Source organism: Amycolatopsis sp. NPDC045836, assembly GCF_056431745.1.
On sequence record NZ_JBWKKF010000026.1, the window covers coordinates 70,129 to 89,828 of the forward strand.

General features: G+C 71.8%; 18 protein-coding genes and 1 tRNA gene. 9 read left to right on the forward strand and 10 right to left on the reverse strand.

Annotation, left to right across the window (positions count from 1 at the left end; all coding sequences use genetic code 11):
* Nucleotides 1-39 precede the first annotated feature (39 nt).
* Complete coding sequence (locus tag AC07EG_RS34600) at nt 40-501, reverse strand: VOC family protein (protein WP_478257466.1); 462 nt, start codon at nt 499-501, stop codon at nt 40-42.
* Nucleotides 502-619: 118 nt separating this feature from the next.
* Between AC07EG_RS34600 and AC07EG_RS34605 the strand changes: the two genes are divergently transcribed.
* Nucleotides 620-1,030, forward strand: a complete 411-nt coding sequence (locus AC07EG_RS34605; RefSeq protein ID WP_478257467.1) for a tetratricopeptide repeat protein — start codon at nt 620-622, stop codon at nt 1,028-1,030.
* Here the strand turns inward: AC07EG_RS34605 and AC07EG_RS34610 are convergent.
* Nucleotides 1,027-1,599: a helix-turn-helix domain-containing protein gene (locus AC07EG_RS34610; RefSeq protein WP_478257468.1), complete on the reverse strand. Its 573-nt coding sequence runs from the start codon at nt 1,597-1,599 to the stop codon at nt 1,027-1,029. The two genes, AC07EG_RS34605 and AC07EG_RS34610, sit on opposite strands and share 4 nt — an antisense overlap.
* Before the next feature lie 66 nt (nt 1,600-1,665).
* Here AC07EG_RS34610 and AC07EG_RS34615 point away from each other — a divergent pair, with 66 nt between their 5' ends.
* Together AC07EG_RS34615 and AC07EG_RS34620 are read left to right on the forward strand one after the other, a co-directional pair.
* Nucleotides 1,666-2,550 (forward strand): NAD(P)/FAD-dependent oxidoreductase, encoded by an 885-nt coding sequence (locus tag AC07EG_RS34615; protein ID WP_478257469.1) that lies wholly within the window; start codon nt 1,666-1,668, stop codon nt 2,548-2,550.
* Complete coding sequence (locus tag AC07EG_RS34620) at nt 2,547-3,131, forward strand: class I SAM-dependent methyltransferase (protein ID WP_478257470.1); 585 nt, start codon at nt 2,547-2,549, stop codon at nt 3,129-3,131. The genes AC07EG_RS34615 and AC07EG_RS34620 overlap by 4 nt, the downstream gene beginning before the upstream one ends.
* On the opposite strand, the gene AC07EG_RS34625 is transcribed toward AC07EG_RS34620, so the two are convergent.
* The 5 genes from AC07EG_RS34625 to mfd form a co-directional block, all read right to left on the reverse strand.
* Nucleotides 3,128-3,718, reverse strand: coding sequence for a class I SAM-dependent methyltransferase (locus AC07EG_RS34625; protein ID WP_478257471.1), 591 nt, complete (start codon nt 3,716-3,718; stop codon nt 3,128-3,130). The two genes, AC07EG_RS34620 and AC07EG_RS34625, sit on opposite strands and share 4 nt — an antisense overlap.
* Before the next feature lie 9 nt (nt 3,719-3,727).
* Nucleotides 3,728-4,477: a lysozyme family protein gene (locus tag AC07EG_RS34630; protein WP_478257472.1), complete on the reverse strand. Its 750-nt coding sequence runs from the start codon at nt 4,475-4,477 to the stop codon at nt 3,728-3,730.
* A 727-nt stretch (nt 4,478-5,204) separates the two neighbouring features.
* Entirely contained in the window at nt 5,205-6,164 is a 960-nt protein-coding gene (locus AC07EG_RS34635) for a nucleoside triphosphate pyrophosphohydrolase (protein WP_478257473.1), read from the reverse strand.
* Nucleotides 6,161-7,123 carry a hypothetical protein gene (locus AC07EG_RS34640; RefSeq protein ID WP_478257474.1) on the reverse strand — a complete coding sequence of 321 codons (963 nt, stop codon included), beginning with the start codon at nt 7,121-7,123 and terminating at the stop codon, nt 6,161-6,163. Before AC07EG_RS34640 ends, AC07EG_RS34635 begins: the two co-directional genes overlap by 4 nt.
* 52 nt (nt 7,124-7,175) lie before the next feature.
* Complete coding sequence (mfd, locus tag AC07EG_RS34645) at nt 7,176-10,769, reverse strand: transcription-repair coupling factor (protein WP_478257475.1); 3,594 nt, start codon at nt 10,767-10,769, stop codon at nt 7,176-7,178.
* 83 nt (nt 10,770-10,852) lie between these two features.
* On the opposite strand from mfd, the gene AC07EG_RS34650 reads away from it, so the two are divergent.
* On the forward strand, nt 10,853-12,076 hold the full coding sequence (locus AC07EG_RS34650) for a PQQ-dependent sugar dehydrogenase (protein WP_478257476.1): 1,224 nt from the start codon (nt 10,853-10,855) through the stop codon (nt 12,074-12,076).
* A gap of 49 nt (nt 12,077-12,125) precedes the next feature.
* Here the strand turns inward: AC07EG_RS34650 and AC07EG_RS34655 are convergent, their stop codons facing one another.
* Nucleotides 12,126-12,749 (reverse strand): SDR family NAD(P)-dependent oxidoreductase, encoded by a 624-nt coding sequence (locus AC07EG_RS34655; protein WP_478257477.1) that lies wholly within the window; start codon nt 12,747-12,749, stop codon nt 12,126-12,128.
* A 75-nt stretch (nt 12,750-12,824) separates the two neighbouring features.
* On the opposite strand from AC07EG_RS34655, the gene AC07EG_RS34660 reads away from it, so the two are divergent.
* Nucleotides 12,825-13,367, forward strand: a complete 543-nt coding sequence (locus tag AC07EG_RS34660) for a cysteine hydrolase family protein (RefSeq protein ID WP_478257478.1) — start codon at nt 12,825-12,827, stop codon at nt 13,365-13,367.
* On the opposite strand, the gene AC07EG_RS34665 is transcribed toward AC07EG_RS34660, so the two are convergent.
* Complete coding sequence (locus AC07EG_RS34665) at nt 13,364-13,957, reverse strand: TetR family transcriptional regulator (protein WP_478257492.1); 594 nt, start codon at nt 13,955-13,957, stop codon at nt 13,364-13,366. The two genes, AC07EG_RS34660 and AC07EG_RS34665, sit on opposite strands and share 4 nt — an antisense overlap.
* A 103-nt stretch (nt 13,958-14,060) precedes the next feature.
* Nucleotides 14,061-15,023 (reverse strand): acyl-CoA desaturase, encoded by a 963-nt coding sequence (locus AC07EG_RS34670; RefSeq protein WP_478257479.1) that lies wholly within the window; start codon nt 15,021-15,023, stop codon nt 14,061-14,063.
* Nucleotides 15,024-15,222: 199 nt separating this feature from the next.
* Here AC07EG_RS34670 and AC07EG_RS34675 point away from each other — a divergent pair.
* The 4 genes from AC07EG_RS34675 (at nt 15,223) to AC07EG_RS34690 (ending at nt 19,599) form a co-directional block, all read left to right on the forward strand.
* Nucleotides 15,223-15,294: transfer RNA gene (locus AC07EG_RS34675), tRNA-Gln, on the forward strand.
* Nucleotides 15,295-15,389: 95 nt separating this feature from the next.
* Nucleotides 15,390-17,108, forward strand: a complete 1,719-nt coding sequence (locus AC07EG_RS34680) for a GGDEF domain-containing protein (protein ID WP_478257493.1) — start codon at nt 15,390-15,392, stop codon at nt 17,106-17,108.
* Nucleotides 17,109-17,152: 44 nt separating this feature from the next.
* Nucleotides 17,153-18,622 carry a bifunctional UDP-N-acetylglucosamine diphosphorylase/glucosamine-1-phosphate N-acetyltransferase GlmU gene (gene glmU / locus AC07EG_RS34685; RefSeq protein WP_478257480.1) on the forward strand — a complete coding sequence of 490 codons (1,470 nt, stop codon included), beginning with the start codon at nt 17,153-17,155 and terminating at the stop codon, nt 18,620-18,622.
* Entirely contained in the window at nt 18,619-19,599 is a 981-nt protein-coding gene (locus tag AC07EG_RS34690) for a ribose-phosphate diphosphokinase (RefSeq protein ID WP_478257481.1), read from the forward strand. The genes glmU and AC07EG_RS34690 overlap by 4 nt, the downstream gene beginning before the upstream one ends.
* Nucleotides 19,600-19,700 lie beyond the last annotated feature (101 nt).

A 19,700-nucleotide genomic window follows, 5' to 3' on the forward strand; every position in this document is an offset into this window, starting at 1 on the left:
GCGTAGCCGTTGGCGGGGGTCACCCGTTGGAGGCTCACGTCACCGGCTGCGGATGACCTGCCAGCCCGCCGGCAGCTCCACCTCGTCGGAGACCTGCTGCCAGAACGTCCAGCTGTTGCCGCCGACGTCGGGCACGGTGAACACCCGCGCGCCGTAGGGCTGGTCCTGCGGCGGGGCCAGGTCGGCTTCCTCGCCCAGCGCCGCGCAGACCCTGGTGTACTGCGCGTCCACGTCGTCGACGTAGACGATGTTGAGCTGGCCGACCGGGCCGTCCACGCCCTTGGACTCCCAGTAGTCGGAACCGGCCCCGGCCAGCTGCAGCTCGGTGTCGCCGGCCTGCAGGGTGGCCTGGAAGACCACCCCGGACGCGTCGACGTACCGGACCTTCTCGGTGAAACCGAACACCCTGACCAGCCAGTCCAGTGCTTCGGTGGCGTCGGTGTAGTAGAGGTACGGCGCCAGTCCGAGGTAACGCGCCCGGCGTTCGTGCTCTTCGCTCATGGCGGGTTAGTCCACCACGGGACAATCCGGACGTCGGCACACCCCCTCCGGCGCGCCGGGTTGATCACCGGCTCAGCCGTCGCGCGGGCCGATCGGCGGGGGTACCGTCGAAGGGACCATGGTTGCTCATGAACAGGACCCCGCAGAGGACCGGTTCGCGGCGTTCCGCGAGGCGGAGGACCTGGTCAGCGCGCGGCGGCCGCTCGAAGCGCTGAAGCTGCTCCAGCCGGTGCTGGAGGCCGAACCGGACAAGCCGAGCGTGCAGTTGCTCGCCGGGCGCGCCTACTTCCTCTCCGCCCAGCTGCGCCGGGCCGAAGCCGCCCTGACCAGGGTGCTGGAGCTGGACCCCGCCGACCACTACGCCCGGTTCGTGCTCGGGCGCACGCTGCAGCGGATGGGCAGGCTGGCCGAGGCGCTCGGGCAGATGCGCATGGCGAACGCGATGCACCCGGTGCCGGACTACCAGGACGGGGTGTCCGAGCTGACCGCCAGGATCGCGTTGCGCGACACCGGCGAGGACAGCGCCTAACGGCGGCTCGCCCTGGCTCGGAGGTGGGCTCGCTCACCCTGCTTGCCGAACAGCGAGAGCAGTTCCACCGGGTAGTCGTCGGCGGCGCCGAACCAGTGCGGCACCCGCGTGTCGAACTCGGCCGCCTCCCCCGGCCCGAGCACCATGTCGCGGTCGCCGAGCACCAGCCGCAACCGGCCGTCGAGCACGTACATCCACTCGTAGCCCTCGTGCACCTTCAGGTCCACCTCGCCACGCGGCCGCACGATCAGCTTGTACGCCTGCGGCTGCCCCGGGCGCTTGCTCAACGCCATCGAGGTCATGCCGTTGCCTTCCCTGGCCTCGATGTGCACCCGGGGATCCCCGACCGCGGGCGCGCCGACCAGGTCGTCGAGCGGCACCTGGTACGCGCGGGCCAGCGGCAGCAGCAGCTCCAGCGTGGCCCGGCGCTGCCCCGACTCCAGCCGGGACAACGTGCTCTGGGAGATCCCGGTCACCTCGGCGAGCGCGCCGAGCGTCATCCGCCGCTCGCGCCGCACGGCCCTGAGCCGCTGGCCGACCCCGCTGAGTACCTGCTCGATCTCGGACACCCGCCCAGTTTGCCAGATCGGCAAACTTCTTTGCCAGATCGCCATGGGGTCCGGATGCTCGGGGCCATGAGCGACTACGACGTGATCATCATCGGCGGCGGGCCGGCCGGACTGAACGCGGCCCAGGTGCTGGCGCGGGCGCGACGGCGGGTGGCGGTGGTCGACGGCGGCAACCCGCGCAACGCCCCCGCCGACGGCGTGCACGGCTTCCTCTCCAGGGACGGCCTGCCGCCGGGCGAACTGCTCGCGGTGGGTCGGTCCGAAGTGGAGGGCTACGGCGGTGAGGTGATCCAGCAGGTGGTGCGCGGTGCGCGGCACGACCGGACCGTCGAACTGGCCGACGGGCGCCTGCTCGGCACCAAGCGGCTGCTGGTGGCGACCGGCCTGGCCGACGAACTGCCCGAGCTGCCCGGCGTGCGCGAGCTGTGGGGCGCCGACGTGCACCACTGCCCCTACTGCCACGGCTGGGAGGTGCGCGACCAGCGGCTGGGGGTGCTCGGCACCTCGCCGAACTCGGTGCACCAGGCCGAGTTGCTGCGGGAGTGGAGCGACGACGTGGTGTTCTTCGGCCACGAGAACCCGCCGGACGCCGACGCGCTGGCCCGGTTGAGCGCCAGGGGCGTCAAGGTGGTCGGCGGGCCGATCGCCCGCCTGGTCACCGCGGAACACCGGCTGCGCGGCGTGGCACTGGCCGACGGCACGGTGGTCGAGCGGGACGCGGTTTTCGTCGCCCCGAAGTTCGTGCCGAAGGACCGGATCCTGGTCAACCTCGGCTGCGCGCACGGCGAGGACGGGCTGGTGCGGGTGGATCCGCACGGGCGGACCAGCGTGAGCTGGGTGTGGGCGGCAGGCAACGTGGTCGACCTGCGGGCGCAGGTGATCTCCTCCGCCGGTGACGGGGCGCGGGCCGCGATCGCCATCCACGCCGACCTGGTCGGAGCGGGCGAATGAGCGGGGCGGCGGAGTTCTGGGAGGAGTTCTACGGCGAGCGCGAGGTGTGGTCGGGGAAGCCGAACGCACTGCTGGTGCGCGAGGTCACGGACCTGCCGCCGGGCACCGCGCTGGACCTCGGCTGCGGTGAGGGCGCCGACGCGATCTGGCTGGCCTCGTCGGGCTGGGCGGTCACCGCGGTCGACGTGTCGGCCACCGCGTTGAAGCGGGGCGAGGCGCACGCCGCCTCGGTCGGGGTCGCCTCGCGGATCGACTGGCAGCGGCACGACCTCACCGAGTCCTTCCCGGACGGCGAGTTCGACCTGGTGTGCGCGTCGTTCCTGCACTCGCCGGTGGCTTCCGGCGACGATCGCAACCGGATCCTGCACCGGGCGGCCAAGGCGGCGGTCGCCCCCGGTGGCGTGCTGCTGATCATCGGGCACGCCGGCGAGCACCCGAAGACCGGTCCGCTGCCGACCACCGCGGAGGTGCTGGCCTCGCTCGACCTCGGACCGGAGTGGCGGGTGGAGGTGGAGGAACTGGTCCCGCGGCCGGACGGCACGCACACCGACAACGTGCTGCGGTTGCGCCGGTCCCGTTAGGGCCGGCGGCCGTGCACCAGGAAGACCACGCGGTCGCCCGCCACCCAGCGCCGCACCCGGACGTCGGCGAAGCCGGCCGCCACCGCGGCCGCTTCGTCCACATCGGACGGAATGGGGAGGTCGGCGGCCACGTGCTCGGCGATCGGACCGGACGGGTTGAAGGTGCCGGCGTACGGCAGCGTGAACGCCACCCGGCCGCCGGGCCGGAGCACGCGCAGCCAGTCCGCGAGCGCCGCCGACCCGAGGAAGTGCAGCGAGGAGGCACAGAGCACCAAGTCCACATCGGACACCGGAGCGGGCACGGCCGGGGCCACCCGCCAGGAGATCCGGCGCTCCGGGTCGAGTTCAGCGGCCCGCTGCTCGGCGCGGGCGATCATGCCGCCGGAGATGTCGACGGCGGTGATGCGCCCGGGGTCGAGCAGCCGCAGCGCGGCGAACGCGGCGGCCCCGGTGCCGGTGGCCACGTCGAGCACGGTCCGGGCCGGTTCGCCCGCCAGGTCCTCGACCAGCGTGGTGGCGACGAGGTCGTGGAAACCGTTGGCGTCGTAGGCGGGTGCTTGTTCGTCGAAGAGTGCGGCGGGCCCCATGCCGGAATTCTACGACGCGGGGCTGGCGGCGGCGTAGGCATCGGCGCCGCTGAACACGTCCTGCCCGTATTCGACCGACTCGTTGTAGGTGAGCACGGCCTTCCACCAGCCGTCCGGTTTGCTCAGATCACCGCCGGACGAGCACAGGTAGCGAGCGGCGGTGAGCGCGGCGTCGTCGACGTTCTGCGGGTCGGGCTGGGCGCCGTCCCCCGCCGCGCGGGCGGCGTGGCGCTGCCAGGTGGCGGGCAGGAACTGCATCGGGCCGACCGCGCGGTCCCACTGCTGGTCGCCGTCGAGCTTGCCGTCGTCGGTGTCGGGCACGGCTTTCACGCCGGGGGAACCGTCGAGCGGGATGCCGATGATCGGCTTGGTGACGCGGCCGTCGGCGCCCACGTCGGCGCCGCCGAACCCGGCGTGCTGCGACTCGACGCGCCCGATGCCCGCCAGCGTCACCCACGAGATGCGGCAACCGGGTTGCTGCGAGCGCAGCCACATCTCGGCCTTGCCGTAGCCGACCAGCACCCGCTGCGGCACCGAGGTCGCTTCGGCCACCTTCTTCGCCCAGGCGTCCAGTTCGGCCTGGTCGGAGGCGTTGGGGCGGTCCAGTGGCGCGGGCAACGCCGGGCGGGGCACCGCCGCCCCCGGCTGGGGACGCTGGTCGGGCACCGGCAGCGGCGCGGTGTCCGGTTCGCGCTGCTGGTTGCGGGTCACGCCGATGGTGAGCACGAGCACCAGCCCGGCCACGAGCAGCGTGGCCACCAGCGCCACCCGCGTGAGCAACCGGCCCGGCCGCCGTCGCGGCGGTCGGGGCAACGTCCCAGCCGAGGGTTCCACCACTCGTTCAGGTTACGGCCAGAACCCCGCCCCCATCCAATGTTCCACCCACCGACGTGGAGTTTCGCGGGGTGGCTGACCGCCGCGACGGCGAGTCGAACCGCTGACCGGGCTCACCTCCGGGGGCGGGGCCGTGGTCCGGTGCACGCCAACTGCCGGTAGCCACGCGATCACCGGGGTGTTCGGATGCCGGGCTGCACGGGTGCGGGGATCAGCGAGGCCAGTGGTGACACCCGTGCTGGAGGACCAGGTTCACCTTCGAGGTGAAGCCGTGGTCGGCGCGGTGAACGCCACCCGGCCGGTGGCCACGCCGGAGTTCGCGGCTGCAAGGCCAGCAGTGACACCACTCCTGGAGGCCAGGCTTCGCCTCCAAGGGCAAAGCCATGACCCGACGCGGCGAACACCACCCGACCCGTGGCCACGCCGGAGTTCGCGGCTGCAAGGCCAGCAGTGACACCACTCCTGGAGACCAGGTTCGCCTCCAAGAGCAAAGCCATGACCCGACGCGGCGAACACCACCCGACCCGTGGCCACGCCGGAGTTCGCGGCTGCAAGGCCAGCGGTGACACCACTCCTGGAGACCAGGTTCGCCCCCGAGGGCGAAGCCATGGTCCGGTGAACGCCACCCGCCGGTAGCCAGCGGTTGCGGGAGTCAGCGGGGCCAGTGCCGTCGCCAGTCCTCGGGGTCCAGGTTCGCCGGGTCGAGGCCGGCGGAGCGGGCGGCGGCTTCGGCGGCACGGACCTCGGTGGCGAACCGCTTCGCGACGGCTCGGAGTTCGCCTTCCGGGTCGATCCCGGCTCGCCGGGCGGCCGCTGCCAGGCGGAACAGTTTTTCGGCATCGGCGTCACCGGCGGGGAACAGGTCGGCAGGCACACCCGCCCGCCCCGTCCGCTGCCCGAGTTTGCCCGCCAGCGCCACGGCGGGCTGCCCCAGCGCCACACCATCCACAATGGACTCCCGGCGCTTCTCCTGCTGCTTCAGCTCCTCCCACCGGAGTTCCTGGTGCTCCGGTGTCCGACCCGCCTCGTCGCTGAACACGTGCGGGTGCCGCCCGACCAGTTTGGCCACCAGCTCCCCGGCCACGTCCTCGATGTCGAACGGGTCCTCGGTGTGCTCGGCCGCCACCCGCGCGTGGAACAGCACCTGCAGCAGCACGTCGCCCAGTTCCTCGCGCATCGCGACCCGGTCGCCGTCCTCGATGGCGTCCAGCAGTTCGTAGGTCTCCTCGACCAGGTACTGCCGCAGCGAATCGTGGGTCTGCACGGCGTCCCACGGGCAACCACCCGGTGAACGCAGGCGGTCCATCACGCTCACCGCGTCGACCACGGCGGGCACCGGCACCGAAACCAGCGCCGCCCCGGCGGCCAGCAGCGCCGCCGCTCCCGGCTCACCGCGGTCCGCCGCGACGAGCACCACGGAACCGTTGGCGCGCAACAGTTCCTCCGGCGCGGGCGCCGCCTTCGCGTCCAGCGCCACCCTGGTCAGCTCGGGCAGGTCGGCCGCCGCGTACACCACGTCGGCGGACCGCAGCGCGGGCCACGCGGCGGCGGGCAGGACAGCGGGCAGTGCCGCGGGGGCCAGGACGACCGTCGCGCCCGGAGAAGCACTCATGGACGCAATGGTTGCACGGCCTTCGCCGGGAACTGGTAACCCGTCGCCTCGTCGGCGTTGGGCAGCACCGCCATGCTGGCCGAATCCCAGACGCCGTAGCGCGGGTTGACCTTGATGCCGAGTTCCTCCGCGATCGGCTGCAGCAACCGCTTGCCGAGGTCGTAGACGGCCTCGGTGTTGGGGGCGACCGGCGTCTGCGGGAGCTGGGCGCCGACGGTGCGGTCCTTGACCAGCCCGACCAGCCAGCCCGCCTGCTGCTGGCTCGGCTGCACGACCACCACCGTGCCCGGCTTCACGCCGAACAACGCGGTGCCCGGCAACGCCTCCGCGCCGCCCTGCTCGCCCTGGGTGGCGGCGACGTTCAGCTGGCCCTCGCGGGGCTCCAAGCCGGCTTCGGCGAGCAGCTCACCGGTGCGCGCGGGTTCCGCGGCGATCTTCTTGGCCAGCTCCAGCGCCTGGTCCTTCGCGGTCGACCCCGGCGACTCCCGGGTGACCTCGGCGCCGACCAGGGTCACCGACAGCGAGCCGGCGTACTTCGCGCCCAGCTGCTGGGTGAGCAGGAAGTCGGTGACGAACTCGGGCACCGCTTCGACCGAGCGGTTCACCCGCGGCGCGATGGCCTCGGCCCCGCCGCTGCGGGCGATGAGGTCGTTGACCTGCACCGGATCCGCACGCAGGCCCTCGCGCTGTGCGGCCACGGTGATCAGCTCGTGCATGATGCGGCCGTCGACCACCACGCGTGCGTTCAGGTCGAGCTTGCGCTGCTGCTGCGCCTGCTGGGCGTCCGGCGAGTGCTCCAGCAGCCAGTTGATCTCCTGCTGCACCGACTCCAGCGGCACGGACCGGTCGCCGATGATGGCGGCGGAATCCACCTGACTCGGCCCGGCACCGCAGCCGGCCAGCAGGAAACCGGTGGTCAGAACGGCGAACAGCGCCCGCGGGCGACCCATGATCCGCATCACAGCGCCTACCCTCTCACATCCCTCACCCGCTGGGGAACGACCGGTTGCCTCAGCCGACCGCGGCCGGTGCCTTCGTCAGCGACGCCAGCAGTTTGGTGCACCAGTCCAGCAGCGGCTCGTCCCGCAGCTGCGGCGCGCCCATCCGCCCGCCCGCCGCGCCCTCGGTCGGCTTCGGCACCGACACCGTGTGCGTCACCGCCTTGTACATCGCCTTGGGGTACAAGCGCTTCAGCCGCACCAGCTGCGAATCGGCCAGCGCCAGCGGGGCGAACCGGATGCTGTTGCCCTGCGTGGACACCTCGGTCACCCCGGCCGCGCGGCAGGCGTGCCGGAACCGCGCCACCGCCAGCAGCCGTTCCACCGAGGCGGGCGGCTGGCCGTACCGGTCGACCAGTTCCTCGCGCACGGCGTCCAGCGCGGCACCGTCGGTGGCCGCGGCGATCTTGCGGTAGGCCTCCAGGCGCAGCCGCTCGCCGGGCACGTAGTCGTGCGGGATGTGCGCGTCCACCGGCAGGTCGACCCGGACTTCGGCGGGGGCCTCCTCCTCCAGCGGCTCCGCGCCCGCGCTGCGGCGGAACACGTCGACCGCCTCGCCGACCAGCCGCACGTACAGGTCGAAGCCGACCCCCGCGATGTGCCCGGACTGCTCGGCGCCGAGGATGTTCCCGGCACCGCGGATCTCCAGGTCCTTCATCGCCACCGCCATGCCGGCGCCGAGTTCGGTGTTCTGCGCGATGGTGGCCAGCCGGTCGTGCGCGGTCTCGGTGAGCGGCGCCTCGGCCGGGTACAGGAAGTACGCGTACCCGCGCTCGCGCCCGCGGCCGACGCGCCCGCGCAGCTGGTGCAGCTGGGCCAGGCCGAGCAGGTCACCGCGTTCGACGATGAGCGTGTTGGCGTTGGAGATGTCCAGCCCGGTCTCCACGATCGTCGTGCACACCAGCACGTCGAACTCGCGTTCCCAGAAGCCGGCGATGATCTTCTCCAGCTTGTCCTCGTTCATCTGGCCGTGCGCGGTGACCACGCGCGCCTCCGGCACCAGCTCGCGGATGCGCTTGGCCGCCTTCTCGATCGACGAAACCCGGTTGTGCACGTAGAACACCTGGCCGTCGCGCAGCAGCTCACGGCGGATCGCGGCGCCGACCTGCTTGTCGTCGTAGGCGCCGACGTAGGTGAGGATCGGGTGCCGGTCTTCCGGGGGCGTGAGGATGGTGGACATCTCGCGGATGCCCGCCAGCGACATCTCCAGCGTCCGCGGGATCGGCGTCGCCGACATGGTCAGCACGTCGACGTGCGTGCGCAACGCCTTGATGTGCTCCTTGTGCTCGACGCCGAACCGCTGCTCCTCGTCCACGATCACCAGGCCGAGGTCCTTGTACCGGATGCCGGTCTGCAGCAGCCGGTGGGTGCCGATGACGATGTCCACCTCGCCCGCGGCCAGCCCTTCGAGCACCAGGTCGGACTCGGTCTTCGAGGTGAACCGCGACAGGCCCTTGATGGTCACCGGGAACGACTGCATGCGCTCGGCGAAGGTGCTCAGGTGCTGCTGCGCCAGCAGCGTGGTCGGCACCAGCACGGCCACCTGCTTGCCGTCCTGCACCGCCTTGAACGCCGCGCGCACGGCGATCTCGGTCTTGCCGTAGCCGACGTCACCGCAGATCACCCGGTCCATCGGGACGCCGCGTTCCATGTCGGTCTTGACCTCGTCGATGGCGGCCAGCTGGTCGCCGGTCTCGGTGAACGGGAAGGCGTCCTCCAGCTCGCCCTGCCACGGCGTGTCCGGCCCGAACGCGTGCCCCGGCGCGGCCTGGCGGGCGGCGTAGAGCTGCACCAGCTCGGCGGCGATCTCCTTGACCGCCTTGCGGGCCTTGGCCTTGGTGTTCTTCCAGTCCGAGCCGCCGAGCTTGTTCAGCGTCGGCAGCTCACCGCCGACGTAGCGGCTGACCTCGTCGAGTTGGTCGGTGGGCACGAACAGCCGGTCACCGGGGTGGCCGCGCTTGGACGAGGCGTACTCCAGCAGCAGGTACTCGCGGGTGGCCCCGGCGACCGTGCGCTGCACCATCTCCACGAACCGGCCGATGCCGTGCTGGTCGTGGACCACGTAGTCGCCTGCCTTGAGCGCGATCGGGTCGACCGCGTTGCGGCGCCGCGACGGCATCTTGGTGTTGAGGTCCCTCGTGGACGTTCCGGCGCCCGCGCCGCGCCCGGTCAGGTCCGCTTCGCTGAGCACCACCAGCGCCTGCTCGGGCAGCACGAACCCGTCGGACAGGCCACCGCAGGTGATGGTGGCGAACCCGGCCTCCGGCGCCTTCTCCAGCTGCTCCACCTGGCGGGCGGGCACCTCGGCGGCGCCCAGCTGCTCGGCCACCCGGCTGGCCGTGCCGTGCCCGGCGACCACCACGACGGCCGCGCCACCGGCCGCGGTGTGCGCCCGCAGGTCGGTCACGGCGCGCTCGAACTCACCGCGGTAGGCGGGCGCGGCCTCGACCGCGACGTGCACCACGTCCTCGCCCTCGGTGGTCAGCTGCGACAGCGTCCACCACGGGCGCTTGGTTTCCTGCGCGTGCGCGGCCACCTCGCTGAGGTCGCGGTAGGCCGACGCCCCCAGGTCGATCGGCGCGGCACCCCCACCGGCCGCCGTGGTCCACGAGGCTTCGAGGAACTCCTGGCCGGTGCGGACCAGGTCGTGGGCCCTGGCGCGGATCTTCTCCGGGTCGGCGAGCAGCACGTGCGTGCCCTCGGGCATCGCGTCGGTGAGCAGCTCCAGGTCACCGGCGCACAGCACGGGGATGAGCGCTTCCATGCCCTCGGACGGGATCCCGTCCGCGAGCTTGGTGAGCATCTCGGCCAGCTGGGCGTCCGCGGCGTGGGTCTGGGCCAGCTCGGCCGCCCGCGCCTTGACCTCGGGGGTGAGCAGCAGCTCCCGGCACGGGGACGCGACCACGGCGTCGATCTCACCGGGCAGCGACCGCTGGTCCGACACCGCGAACGCGCGGATCTCGCTGACCTCGTCGCCCCAGAACTCGATGCGGTGCGGGTGCTCGGCGGTGGGCGGGAACACGTCCAGGATGCCGCCGCGCACGGCGAACTCCCCGCGCTTCTCCACCATGTCGACCCGGCTGTAGGCCAGTTCGACCAGCCGCTCGAGCACGCCCTCGAACTCCAGCTCCGCGCCGACGCGCAGGTCGACCGGGGCGAGCGAGCCGAGGCCCGGCGCCATCGGCTGGATGAGGCTGCGCACGGTGCACACCACCACGCGCAGGCCGCCTTGGCCGGGACCGTGCAGCCGGTGCAGCACGTCGAGGCGGCGGCCGACGGTGTCCGCGCGCGGTGAAAGGCGCTCGTGGGGCAGCGTTTCCCAGGACGGGAAGTCGGCCACCGCCGCCGAACCGAGCAGCGCCGAGAGCGCGGCGGTCAGCTCGTCGGCCTCGCGGCCGGTGGCCGTGACGGCCAGCACCGGCCGGCCGGCCCCGCCCGGCGCGGCGAGCACGGCCGCGACCAGCTGCCTGGCCGCGGTCGGCCCCTGCAGCTCGAGCAGCGGCGCCCCCGCGCGGTCCAGCACGGGACGCAGTGCGGAGCCGGACAGGGTGGACTCCACAAGACCGGAAAGAACGGCGTCGTCGACCGCAGAGCTCACCGCAGACATCCCCTCACCTGGTGCGTCGCGACCAGCCTACGTGGACGGGACGACACTTTCGCGGCCGGTCACCACCGTGCATGCTGGTGCCCATGCCCGCACGTAGAGCCGTTCTCGCGACGGTCGCCGCAGTGCTCACGCTGACCACGGCGTGCAGCGAACCCGCCCCCGCTCCGGAGGCCGCCACGCCGGTCCCGCCACCGTCCAACGCCGCGCCCGCCGGGAAGCCCGGCAGCCTGGCGCTCAAGGTGGAGGAGGTCACCGGTGGTTTGACGCACGGCTGGGACATCGGTTTCCTGCCCGACGGCAAGGCGCTGGTCACCCAGCGGCCGGGCAAGCTGGCGCTGGTCTCCGGATTGCAGCCGGGGGCCACCGCGACCGAGGTGAAGGCGGACTTCGGCGACCTGTTCGTGGAGCACGAGAGCGGTTTGCTCGGGCTGGTGGTCCACCCGGATTTCGCCCGATCGCGCAAGTTCACCACTTGCCAGAACCACCGGCAGGGGGATACGCCGACCGACGTCCGGCTGATCACCTGGACGCTGTCCGCCGACGGAACTTCCGCGCAGCGCGTGCAGACGCTGCTCACCGGCATGCCGGTCAACCCCAACGGCAGGCACAGCGGGTGCCGCCCGACGCTGGCCGAGGACGGCGCGCTGCTGGTCGGCACCGGTGACGCGGCGGACGACCCGGGCGTGCCGCAGGACCGGACGAACCTCGGCGGCAAGGTGCTGCGGATCGACCTGCAGACCGGGGAGGGCCTGCCGGACAACCCGTTCGCGTCGTCGGCGAACCCGAACGAGCGACGCGTGTACACCTACGGGCACCGGAACGTGCAGGGCGTGGCCGTGCGCACCGGGACCGGTCAGGTCTTCGTCTCCGAGCACGGGCCGACGAACTTCGACGAGCTGAGCCTGGTCAAGGCCGGTGGCAACTACGGGTGGGACCCGTCGCGGGGCGGCACGGTCGACGAGTACGACGAGAGCGTGCCGATGACCGACCTGGAGCGCTTCCCCGACGCCGTGCCGCAGGCGTGGACCTCGGGCAAGACCACCGAGGCCCCGTCGGGCGCCACCTTCCTGACCGGCCCGCAGTGGGGTGACCTGGACGGGCGCATGGTGCTGGCCGCGTTGCGCGGGCAGAAGCTGCTGGTGTTCACCATGGACGCCCCCGGCGCGGTGACCGACGTGTACCTGCCGCCGGAGTTCAACGCGGAGTTCGGCAGGCTGCGCGGGGTGCGCACGGGCCCGGACGGCGCCCTGTACGTGACCACTTCGACGGGGGACAACGACAAACTGCTGCGGGTCACCCTGGCCTGAGAGCCGGGTGAAAGGGGGCGTTCCGGACTCGGGACGCCCCTTTCCGCGTTCAGGACCCGAGGTGGGCGCCGCCGTTGACGTGGAGGACCTGGCCGGTGATGTGCCCGGCGCCCCGGCCCTGGAAGAACTCGGTGTCCAGCACCACGCCCGGCGCGACGACGTTCGCCGTGGCGCCCGAGGTGCCCAGCTGCTTCGCCAGGTTGACGTTCCACGCCTCCAGCGCCGCCTTCGCCGCGCCGTACGAACCCGAGCCCGCCTTCGCCGCGATCGAGCCGATGGTCACCACCCGCGCGTGCTCGGCCAGCCGCGGCTGCAACGCGGTGGTCACCAGCACCGCGGTCAGCACGTTCGCCTCGTAGTTCGCCCGCCAGGCGTCCGCCACCCCGGCCAGGTCGGTGGCCTGCTCCCGGATCCGGTCGGTGTTGCCACCGGCGTTGTTCACCAGCACGTCGACCCGCTCCGGCAGTTCGGCGAGCGCCGCCTCGACCGCGGTGGCGTCCGCGGCGTCGAAGGCCACGTACTTCGCGCCGAGCAAGGCGGCCGATTCGGCCAGCACGCCCTCCCGGCGACCGGTGATCGTGACGCGCTCCCCCGCCGCCGCGAACTTCGCGGCCACGGCGTACCCGATGCCGGTGCCGCCACCGGTGACGACGACTTCCCTGCGCTGCACCATCGCTTCCCCTTCGCTGCAAGCGCTTTCAATGGCGGCGGGAGACCGACGATACCGGATCGGCCCTATCCTGCGCCCATGATCTTTTCCCCGGCCACCACCGCACTGGTGCTCGTCGACCTGCAGCCGCGGACCCTGGGCATGCTGCCGTGGGAGCCGTACCCCGGCGAGCGGGTGGCTGCCGTCGCGCTCGAACTGCGCGCCGCCTTCCACGCCGCCGGTGCCCCGGTTTTCGTGGTCCAGCACGAATACCCGGACGGTGAAGGCGCCGAACTGGTCTTCGCGCCGGACGAGCGCGAAACGCTGATCACCAAGCGGACCGTCGGCGCCTTCCAGGGCACCGGTTTCGACGAAGCCCTGCGCGCGGCGAACGTGGAAACCCTCGTGTTCACCGGGATCGCCACGAACTTCGGCGTGGAATCGAGCCTGCGCGCCGCGCTCGACCTCGGTTACGAAGTGGTCGCCGTGTCCGACGCGATGACCTCGATCGACGCGCAAAGCCACGAGGTGGCCGTGTCGAAGATCTTCCCGCACCTCGGCCGGGTGGTCACCGCCGCCGAACTCCTAGAGGCCCACCCGCCGGCCCAACACCCTCAACGGAGCGCTTCGCGCCGTCTCTAACCGAGCCGCAGCTTCGGCTTGTGCTCCAGGTGCGACAGTCCGTTCCAGGCGAGGTTGACCAGGTGGGCGGCCACTTCGTCGCGTTTGGGCTTGCGGGCGTCCAGCCACCACTGCCCGGTCAGCGCGACCATGCCGACCAGCGACTGCGCGTACAGCGCGGCGAGCTTCTCGTCGTACCCGCGGGCGGCGAACTGCTGGGCCAGGATGTGCTCGACCTGGCTGGCGATGTCGTTGAGCAGGGTGGAGAAGGTGCCGGTGGAGCTGGCCACCGGCGAATCCCGCACCAGGATGCGGAACCCGTCGTGCGAATCCTCGACGTAGGACAGCAGCGCGATGGCCGCCTGCTCCAGCATCACCCTCGGGTGCCCACCGTGCAAAGTGGACACCATGCGGTCCAGCAGCAGCTGGGTCTCGCGGTCCACCACCACCGCGTAGATGCCCTCTTTGCCGCCGAAGTGCTCGTACACCACGGGTTTCGAGACGTTGGCGCGGTGCGCGATCTCCTCGACCGACGCGCCCTCGAACCCCTTTTCGGCGAACAGCGCCCGCGCCACGTCCAGCAGCTGCTGGCGGCGTTCGGCGCCGGTCATCCGGACACGGGTCACCGGGGCGCTGGGACGCGCCCCGGTGATCCCCTCACGTTTCCCCCGACGTTTGGCCGCCACCCGGGCACCCTACCGTCCGGGGTGAATCCTATTTGCTTTCCGTTGAAAGCCGGGCCAGTCGCTGCGGCGTCGGCCAGCGCACGCTGTGCGCCCAGCCGAACTTCTCGAAGAGCCAGATCAGCCGCGCGGAGATGTCGATCTGGCCGCGCTGCACCCCGTGCCGGGCCGAGGTCGGGTCGGCGTGGTGCAGGTTGTGCCACGACTCACCGAAGGAGAAGATCGCCAGCGGCCAGAAGTTCGCCGACCGGTCGCGCGCGGCGAACGGGCGCTCGCCGATCATGTGGCAGATCGAGTTGACCGACCAGGTCACGTGGTGCAGCACGCAGACGCGGACCAGCCCGGCCCAGAAGAACGCGGTCACCGCGCCCCACCACGACCAGGTGATCAGGCCGCCGAGCACCGCCGGGCCGAACAGGCTGACCAGGGTCCACAGGCCGAACTGGCGGTTGACCCGCGCGATGGCCGGGTCGTTGACCAGGTCCGGGGCGAAGCGCTCGGCGTTGGTCTGGTCGCGCTCGAACAGCCAGCCCATGTGCGCGTGCCAGAAGCCCTTGGCCACCGCCAGCGGGGTGGTGCCGAAGGCCCACGGCGAGTGCGGGTCGCCGTCGCGGTCGGAGAAGGCGTGGTGGCGGCGGTGGTCGGCGACCCAGGTGATCACCGGGCCCTGCAGCGCCATGCTGCCGGCGATGGCCAGCGCCACCCGCAGCCACGGCTTCGCCTTGAACGAGCCGTGCGTGAAGTAGCGGTGGTAGGAGACGGTGATCCCCAGCCCGCTGATGCAGTAGAAGAGCACGAAGAGCCCGACGTCCACCCAGCTCAGGCCCCACCCCCAGGCGAAGGGAACCGCGACCAGCAGCGCCAGCAGGGGTGCGATGACCCCGAGGTAGACCGAGAACTGGATGGGAAAGGACCGCTGGCCACTGGTGACCGGTTTGGGCCCTTTGGCTGCTGGGGAATCTCCGGAGGCGGAACGGTCAAGGGTGGCCGTCATACACGTCACTTCTTCCTAAGGGTGGGCCCCTCATCGTCCAAGGGTGCCCTTACCTACGATGCCGTAAGTTACGGTACCGGAAGTTCCCCGGACTGGGGAGAGTCAAACGACCACGTCACCCGTCACCAGGCAGGATCGCGCGCGAGGCCAACCCGTGTGGCCCGGCCCGCCGCGGGCTGTCTATCCTGACCAGGCACGATCCGCCGTAGTGTAATTGGCAGCACTTCAGATTTTGGTTCTGACAGTTCAGGTTCGAATCCTGGCGGCGGAGCACGCGCGCCCGATCGGAGACAGCCGAGGGGGTTGGACCCACTGCACGACGACGTGAGTGAGCCGAAGCAGCACAGGCGCCCGGCGCTGGCCGAGATGTCGGACGCCTGGCTGGTCGGCCGCGCCCGCGAACTCATCGCCACCGTGCAGCGCAGCGAGTACGCCGAGCAGGTCAAGATCATCGAGACCCTCGACGAGCTGCTGGAGGAGACCCAGCGCCGGGGCGAGCCGATCCTGGTCGCCCAGCTGCTCCGGTCGGTGTGCCTGGCCAGGCTGGTCACCAAGGGCATGGCCGCCGACGCCGAGCCCACCCTCGACGAGATGCTGGCGCACACCCGCCGGCACGGGCTGGCCCTGCTGCGGGCCGACGCGCACGCCCTGCGCGGGCGGCGGCTGGTGCTGGCCGAGCAGGAGGACGCGGCGCTCACCGAGATCGCCAGGGCGCTGGCCATCCTCGACGACTCCGCCACCCCCGACGTGCAGCTCGGCCGCCGCGCCTGGGACAAGCTGCTGGCCAGCGCGCTGATCGACTGCTGGCTGGTGCTCAACCAGCTCGGCGTCTACGAGGCCGCCGAGGAGGTGATCTCCCGGGCGCACCAGGCCATCCGCGACAGCGCCGGGCCGCACGAGATCACCCTGCAGCTGATCAACCGGGTCAAGATGATGCTCGGCTGGGGCCTGCGGCTCGAACGCGTCGGCCGGTACGACGAGGCGGTGGAGAAGTTCCGCACCGCGGCGTCGATGGCGGTGGCCGCCGAGGCCCCGTTCGCCGAATCGCTGTTCCCGCGCAAGGCCGGGGTGCCCGCGATCGACCAGGTCGGCGTGCTGGCCGCCGCGCTGGCGCTGTCCGCACCGGACGCCGAGCACCTCGACCGCCTGCGCGGGCTGCTCACCGAGCCCGGTTACCCGCACGAGCAGGTCATCGTGACCATCGCGCTGGCCAGGTGCCTCGACCAGATCGGCCGCCGCGACGAGGCGCTGGACGTGCTGAACTCCGCGCGGGCGAACGCCGCCGAGGACAACTCCCAGCCGTCGATGCGGCTCAACCTGGTGCGCGAGCTGGCGAAGCTGGAGACGCACCAGAACGAGGACCTGGCCAAGGAGTCGGACCTGCCCGGTTCGGGGCCCACGCTGCTGCTGAACTACGCCGGTGCGCTGGAGGCCGAGCTGTGGACGCTGCGCGAGTCGCAGATCGCCACGCTCACCGCCCGCCGCGAGCACGAGCGGCTCTCCGCCGAACACGGCGAAATGACCCAGCAGGCGTTGCAGGACCCGCTGACCGGCCTGCCGAACCGCCGCGCCCTCGACGAGCGGCTGCGGGCACTGGCTTCGTCGGCAACATCACACCCGCTGGCCGTCGCGCTGGTCGACCTCGACGGGTTCAAGGGCGTCAACGACCGGCATTCGCACGCGGAGGGTGACGACGTGCTGCGCGTGGTGGCCAGCACGCTGCGGGACGCCCTGCGCGGGGACGACATCGTGGCGCGCTACGGCGGCGACGAGTTCATCGTGCTGCTGCCGGGTGCCCCGGTGTCCGCGGCCACCCAGGCGCTCAGCCGCGCTGTGACGGCCGTCGCCTCCCTGCCGCACCACCTCTCCCACGGGGTCACCCTTTCGGTGGGTCTGGTGTCCATCCGCGCGCAGGAACGGGCCGAGCAGGTGCTCTCCCGCGCCGATGCCGCCATGTACCAGGCAAAACGCCGCGGCGGGAACCAGGTCGCCTCGGCCTTTCTGGAAGCCGGTGAGCCCGCCGCGGGCTGGCCGGGTGAGCCCGCCGACACCGACCCGGCGTGGGGACTGCGAGAGCACACGTAGGATCGTGCCCCGGCGGAAACGCACACGAGGACGCTAGGAGCGTTGTGACCGGGCCTTTGACAACCCTGATCCTCGCCGCGGGCGAGGGCACCCGCATGCGGTCGACCACCCCCAAGGTGCTGCACCCGATCGCCGGGCGGCCGCTCGTCGAGCACGCGGTGCGCGCGGCGGCCGGGCTCGACCCGGAGCACCTCGTCGTGGTCGTCGGCCACGGCCGGGACGCGGTCACCGGGCAGCTGGACGAGGTGGCCAAGCAGCTCGGCCGCCCGATCGGCACCGCGGTGCAGGAGGCGCAGAACGGCACCGGGCACGCCGTCTCGTGCGCGCTGGCCACGCTGCCGCCCGAACTGACCGGCACGGTGGTGGTCAGCTACGGCGACGTGCCGCTGCTGGACACCGAGACCCTCGCCGCGCTGCTCACCGAGCACACCGGCACCGGCAACGCGGTGACCGTGCTGACCGCGGTGGTCGACGACCCGACCGGCTACGGCCGGATCGTGCGCGACGCCGACGGCGGGGTCACCGCGATCGTCGAGCAGAAGGACGCCGACGAGGCGCAGCGGGCGATCACCGAGATCAACTCCGGCGTGTACGCCTTCGACGCCGCCGTGCTGGCCGACGGCCTGTCCCGGCTGTCCACCGACAACGCGCAGGGTGAGCTGTACCTGACCGACGTGCTGGGCATCGCCAGGGGGGACGGCCGGGCGGTCGGCGCGCTGGTGGTCGACGACCCGTGGCTGACCGAGGGCGTCAACGACCGCGTGCAGCTGTCGGTGCTGGGCGCCGAGCTGAACCGCCGCCTGGTGCGCCACTGGCAGCGCGCCGGGGTCACCGTGGTCGACCCGGCCACCACCTGGCTCGACGCCGGCGTCACGCTGGCCCGCGACGTGCGGATCGAGCCGGGCGTCCAGCTCAAGGGCGCCACCACGGTCGGCGAGGGCGCGACCATCGGCCCGGACACCACGCTGACCGACGTCCGGGTCGGCGCCGGGGCCACCGTGGTCCGCACGCACGGTTCGGGTGCGGTGCTCGGGGAGAACGTCAACGTCGGCCCGTTCGCCTACCTGCGGCCGGGCACCAGGCTCGGGGACAAGGGCAAGATCGGCACCTTCGTCGAGACCAAGAACGCCGACATCGGCCGGGGCACCAAGGTGCCGCACCTGAGCTACGTCGGCGACGCCACCATCGGTGAGCAGAGCAACATCGGCGCGGCCAGCGTCTTCGTCAACTACGACGGCGTCAGCAAGCACCACACCACGATCGGCTCCCACGTCCGGATGGGCTCGGACAACATGTACGTCGCTCCGGTGACCGTCGGCGACGGGGCCGCCAGCGGGGCGGGTGCGGTGATCCGGCGGAACGTGCCGCCGGGCGCACTGGCGGTTTCCGGGGGACCGCAGCGCAACATCGAAGGCTGGGTGGCCCGGAAGCGACCGGGCACTCCCGCGGCGGAGGCGGCCGAGGCGGCACTCGCCCGAAACGAAGTGGAAAACGACGGGGAGTCGCAGAAATGAGCCCGAAGTCCGGTACGCCGAAGAAGAACCTGATGCTCTTCTCCGGCCGTGCGCACCCAGAGCTGGCCGATGAGGTGGCCAAGCACCTCAACATCACCATCACTCCCCAGACCGCGCACAACTTCGCCAACGGCGAGATCTTCGTCCGGTTCCAGGAGTCGGTGCGCGGGTGTGACGCCTTCGTGCTGCAGAGCCACCCGCAGCCGATCAACGAGTGGGTGATGGAGCAGCTGATCATGGTGGACGCGCTCAAGCGCGCCAGCGCCAAGCGGATCACCGTGATCATGCCGTTCTACCCGTACGCCAGGCAGGACAAGAAGCACAAGGGCCGCGAGCCGATCTCGGCGCGGCTGATCGCGGACCTGTTCAAGACCGCGGGCGCCGACCGGATCATGACCGTGGACCTGCACACCGCGCAGATCCAGGGCTTCTTCGACGGGCCGGTGGACCACCTGCTGGCGCAGAACGTGCTGGCCGAGCACATCAACAACACCTACGCCGAGCACGAGATCACCGTGGTCTCCCCGGACTCCGGCCGGGTGCGGCTGGCGGAGAAGTGGGCCGAGCAGCTCGGCAACAAGCCGATCGCCTTCATCCACAAGACCCGCGACCCGGACAAGCCCAACCAGGCGGTGGCCAACCGGGTGGTCGGCAAGGTCGAAGGCAGGCTGTGCGTGCTGATCGACGACATGATCGACACCGGTGGCACGATCGTGAAGGCCACCGAGGCGCTGCTCACCGAGGGCGCCTCGGACGTGGTGATCGCCTCCACCCACGGCATCCTCTCCGACCCCGCCACCGAGCGGCTGTCGAACTGCAAGGCGCGCGAGGTCATCCTGACCAACACGCTGCCGATCCCGGAGGAGAAGCGCTTCCCCGGCCTGACCGTGCTCTCGATCGCCCCGCTGCTGGCCCGCGCCATCCAGCAGGTCTTCGAAGACGGTTCGGTCACCAGCCTCTTCGACGGCCAAGCCTGACCCCGAGCGGCGCCCCGCCCCCGGGCACGGCGCCGCCGCAAGACAGGCAAGGAACGCAAGACGGGCACAAAACCGGGACGGCACCCAGACCCACCCCCGCC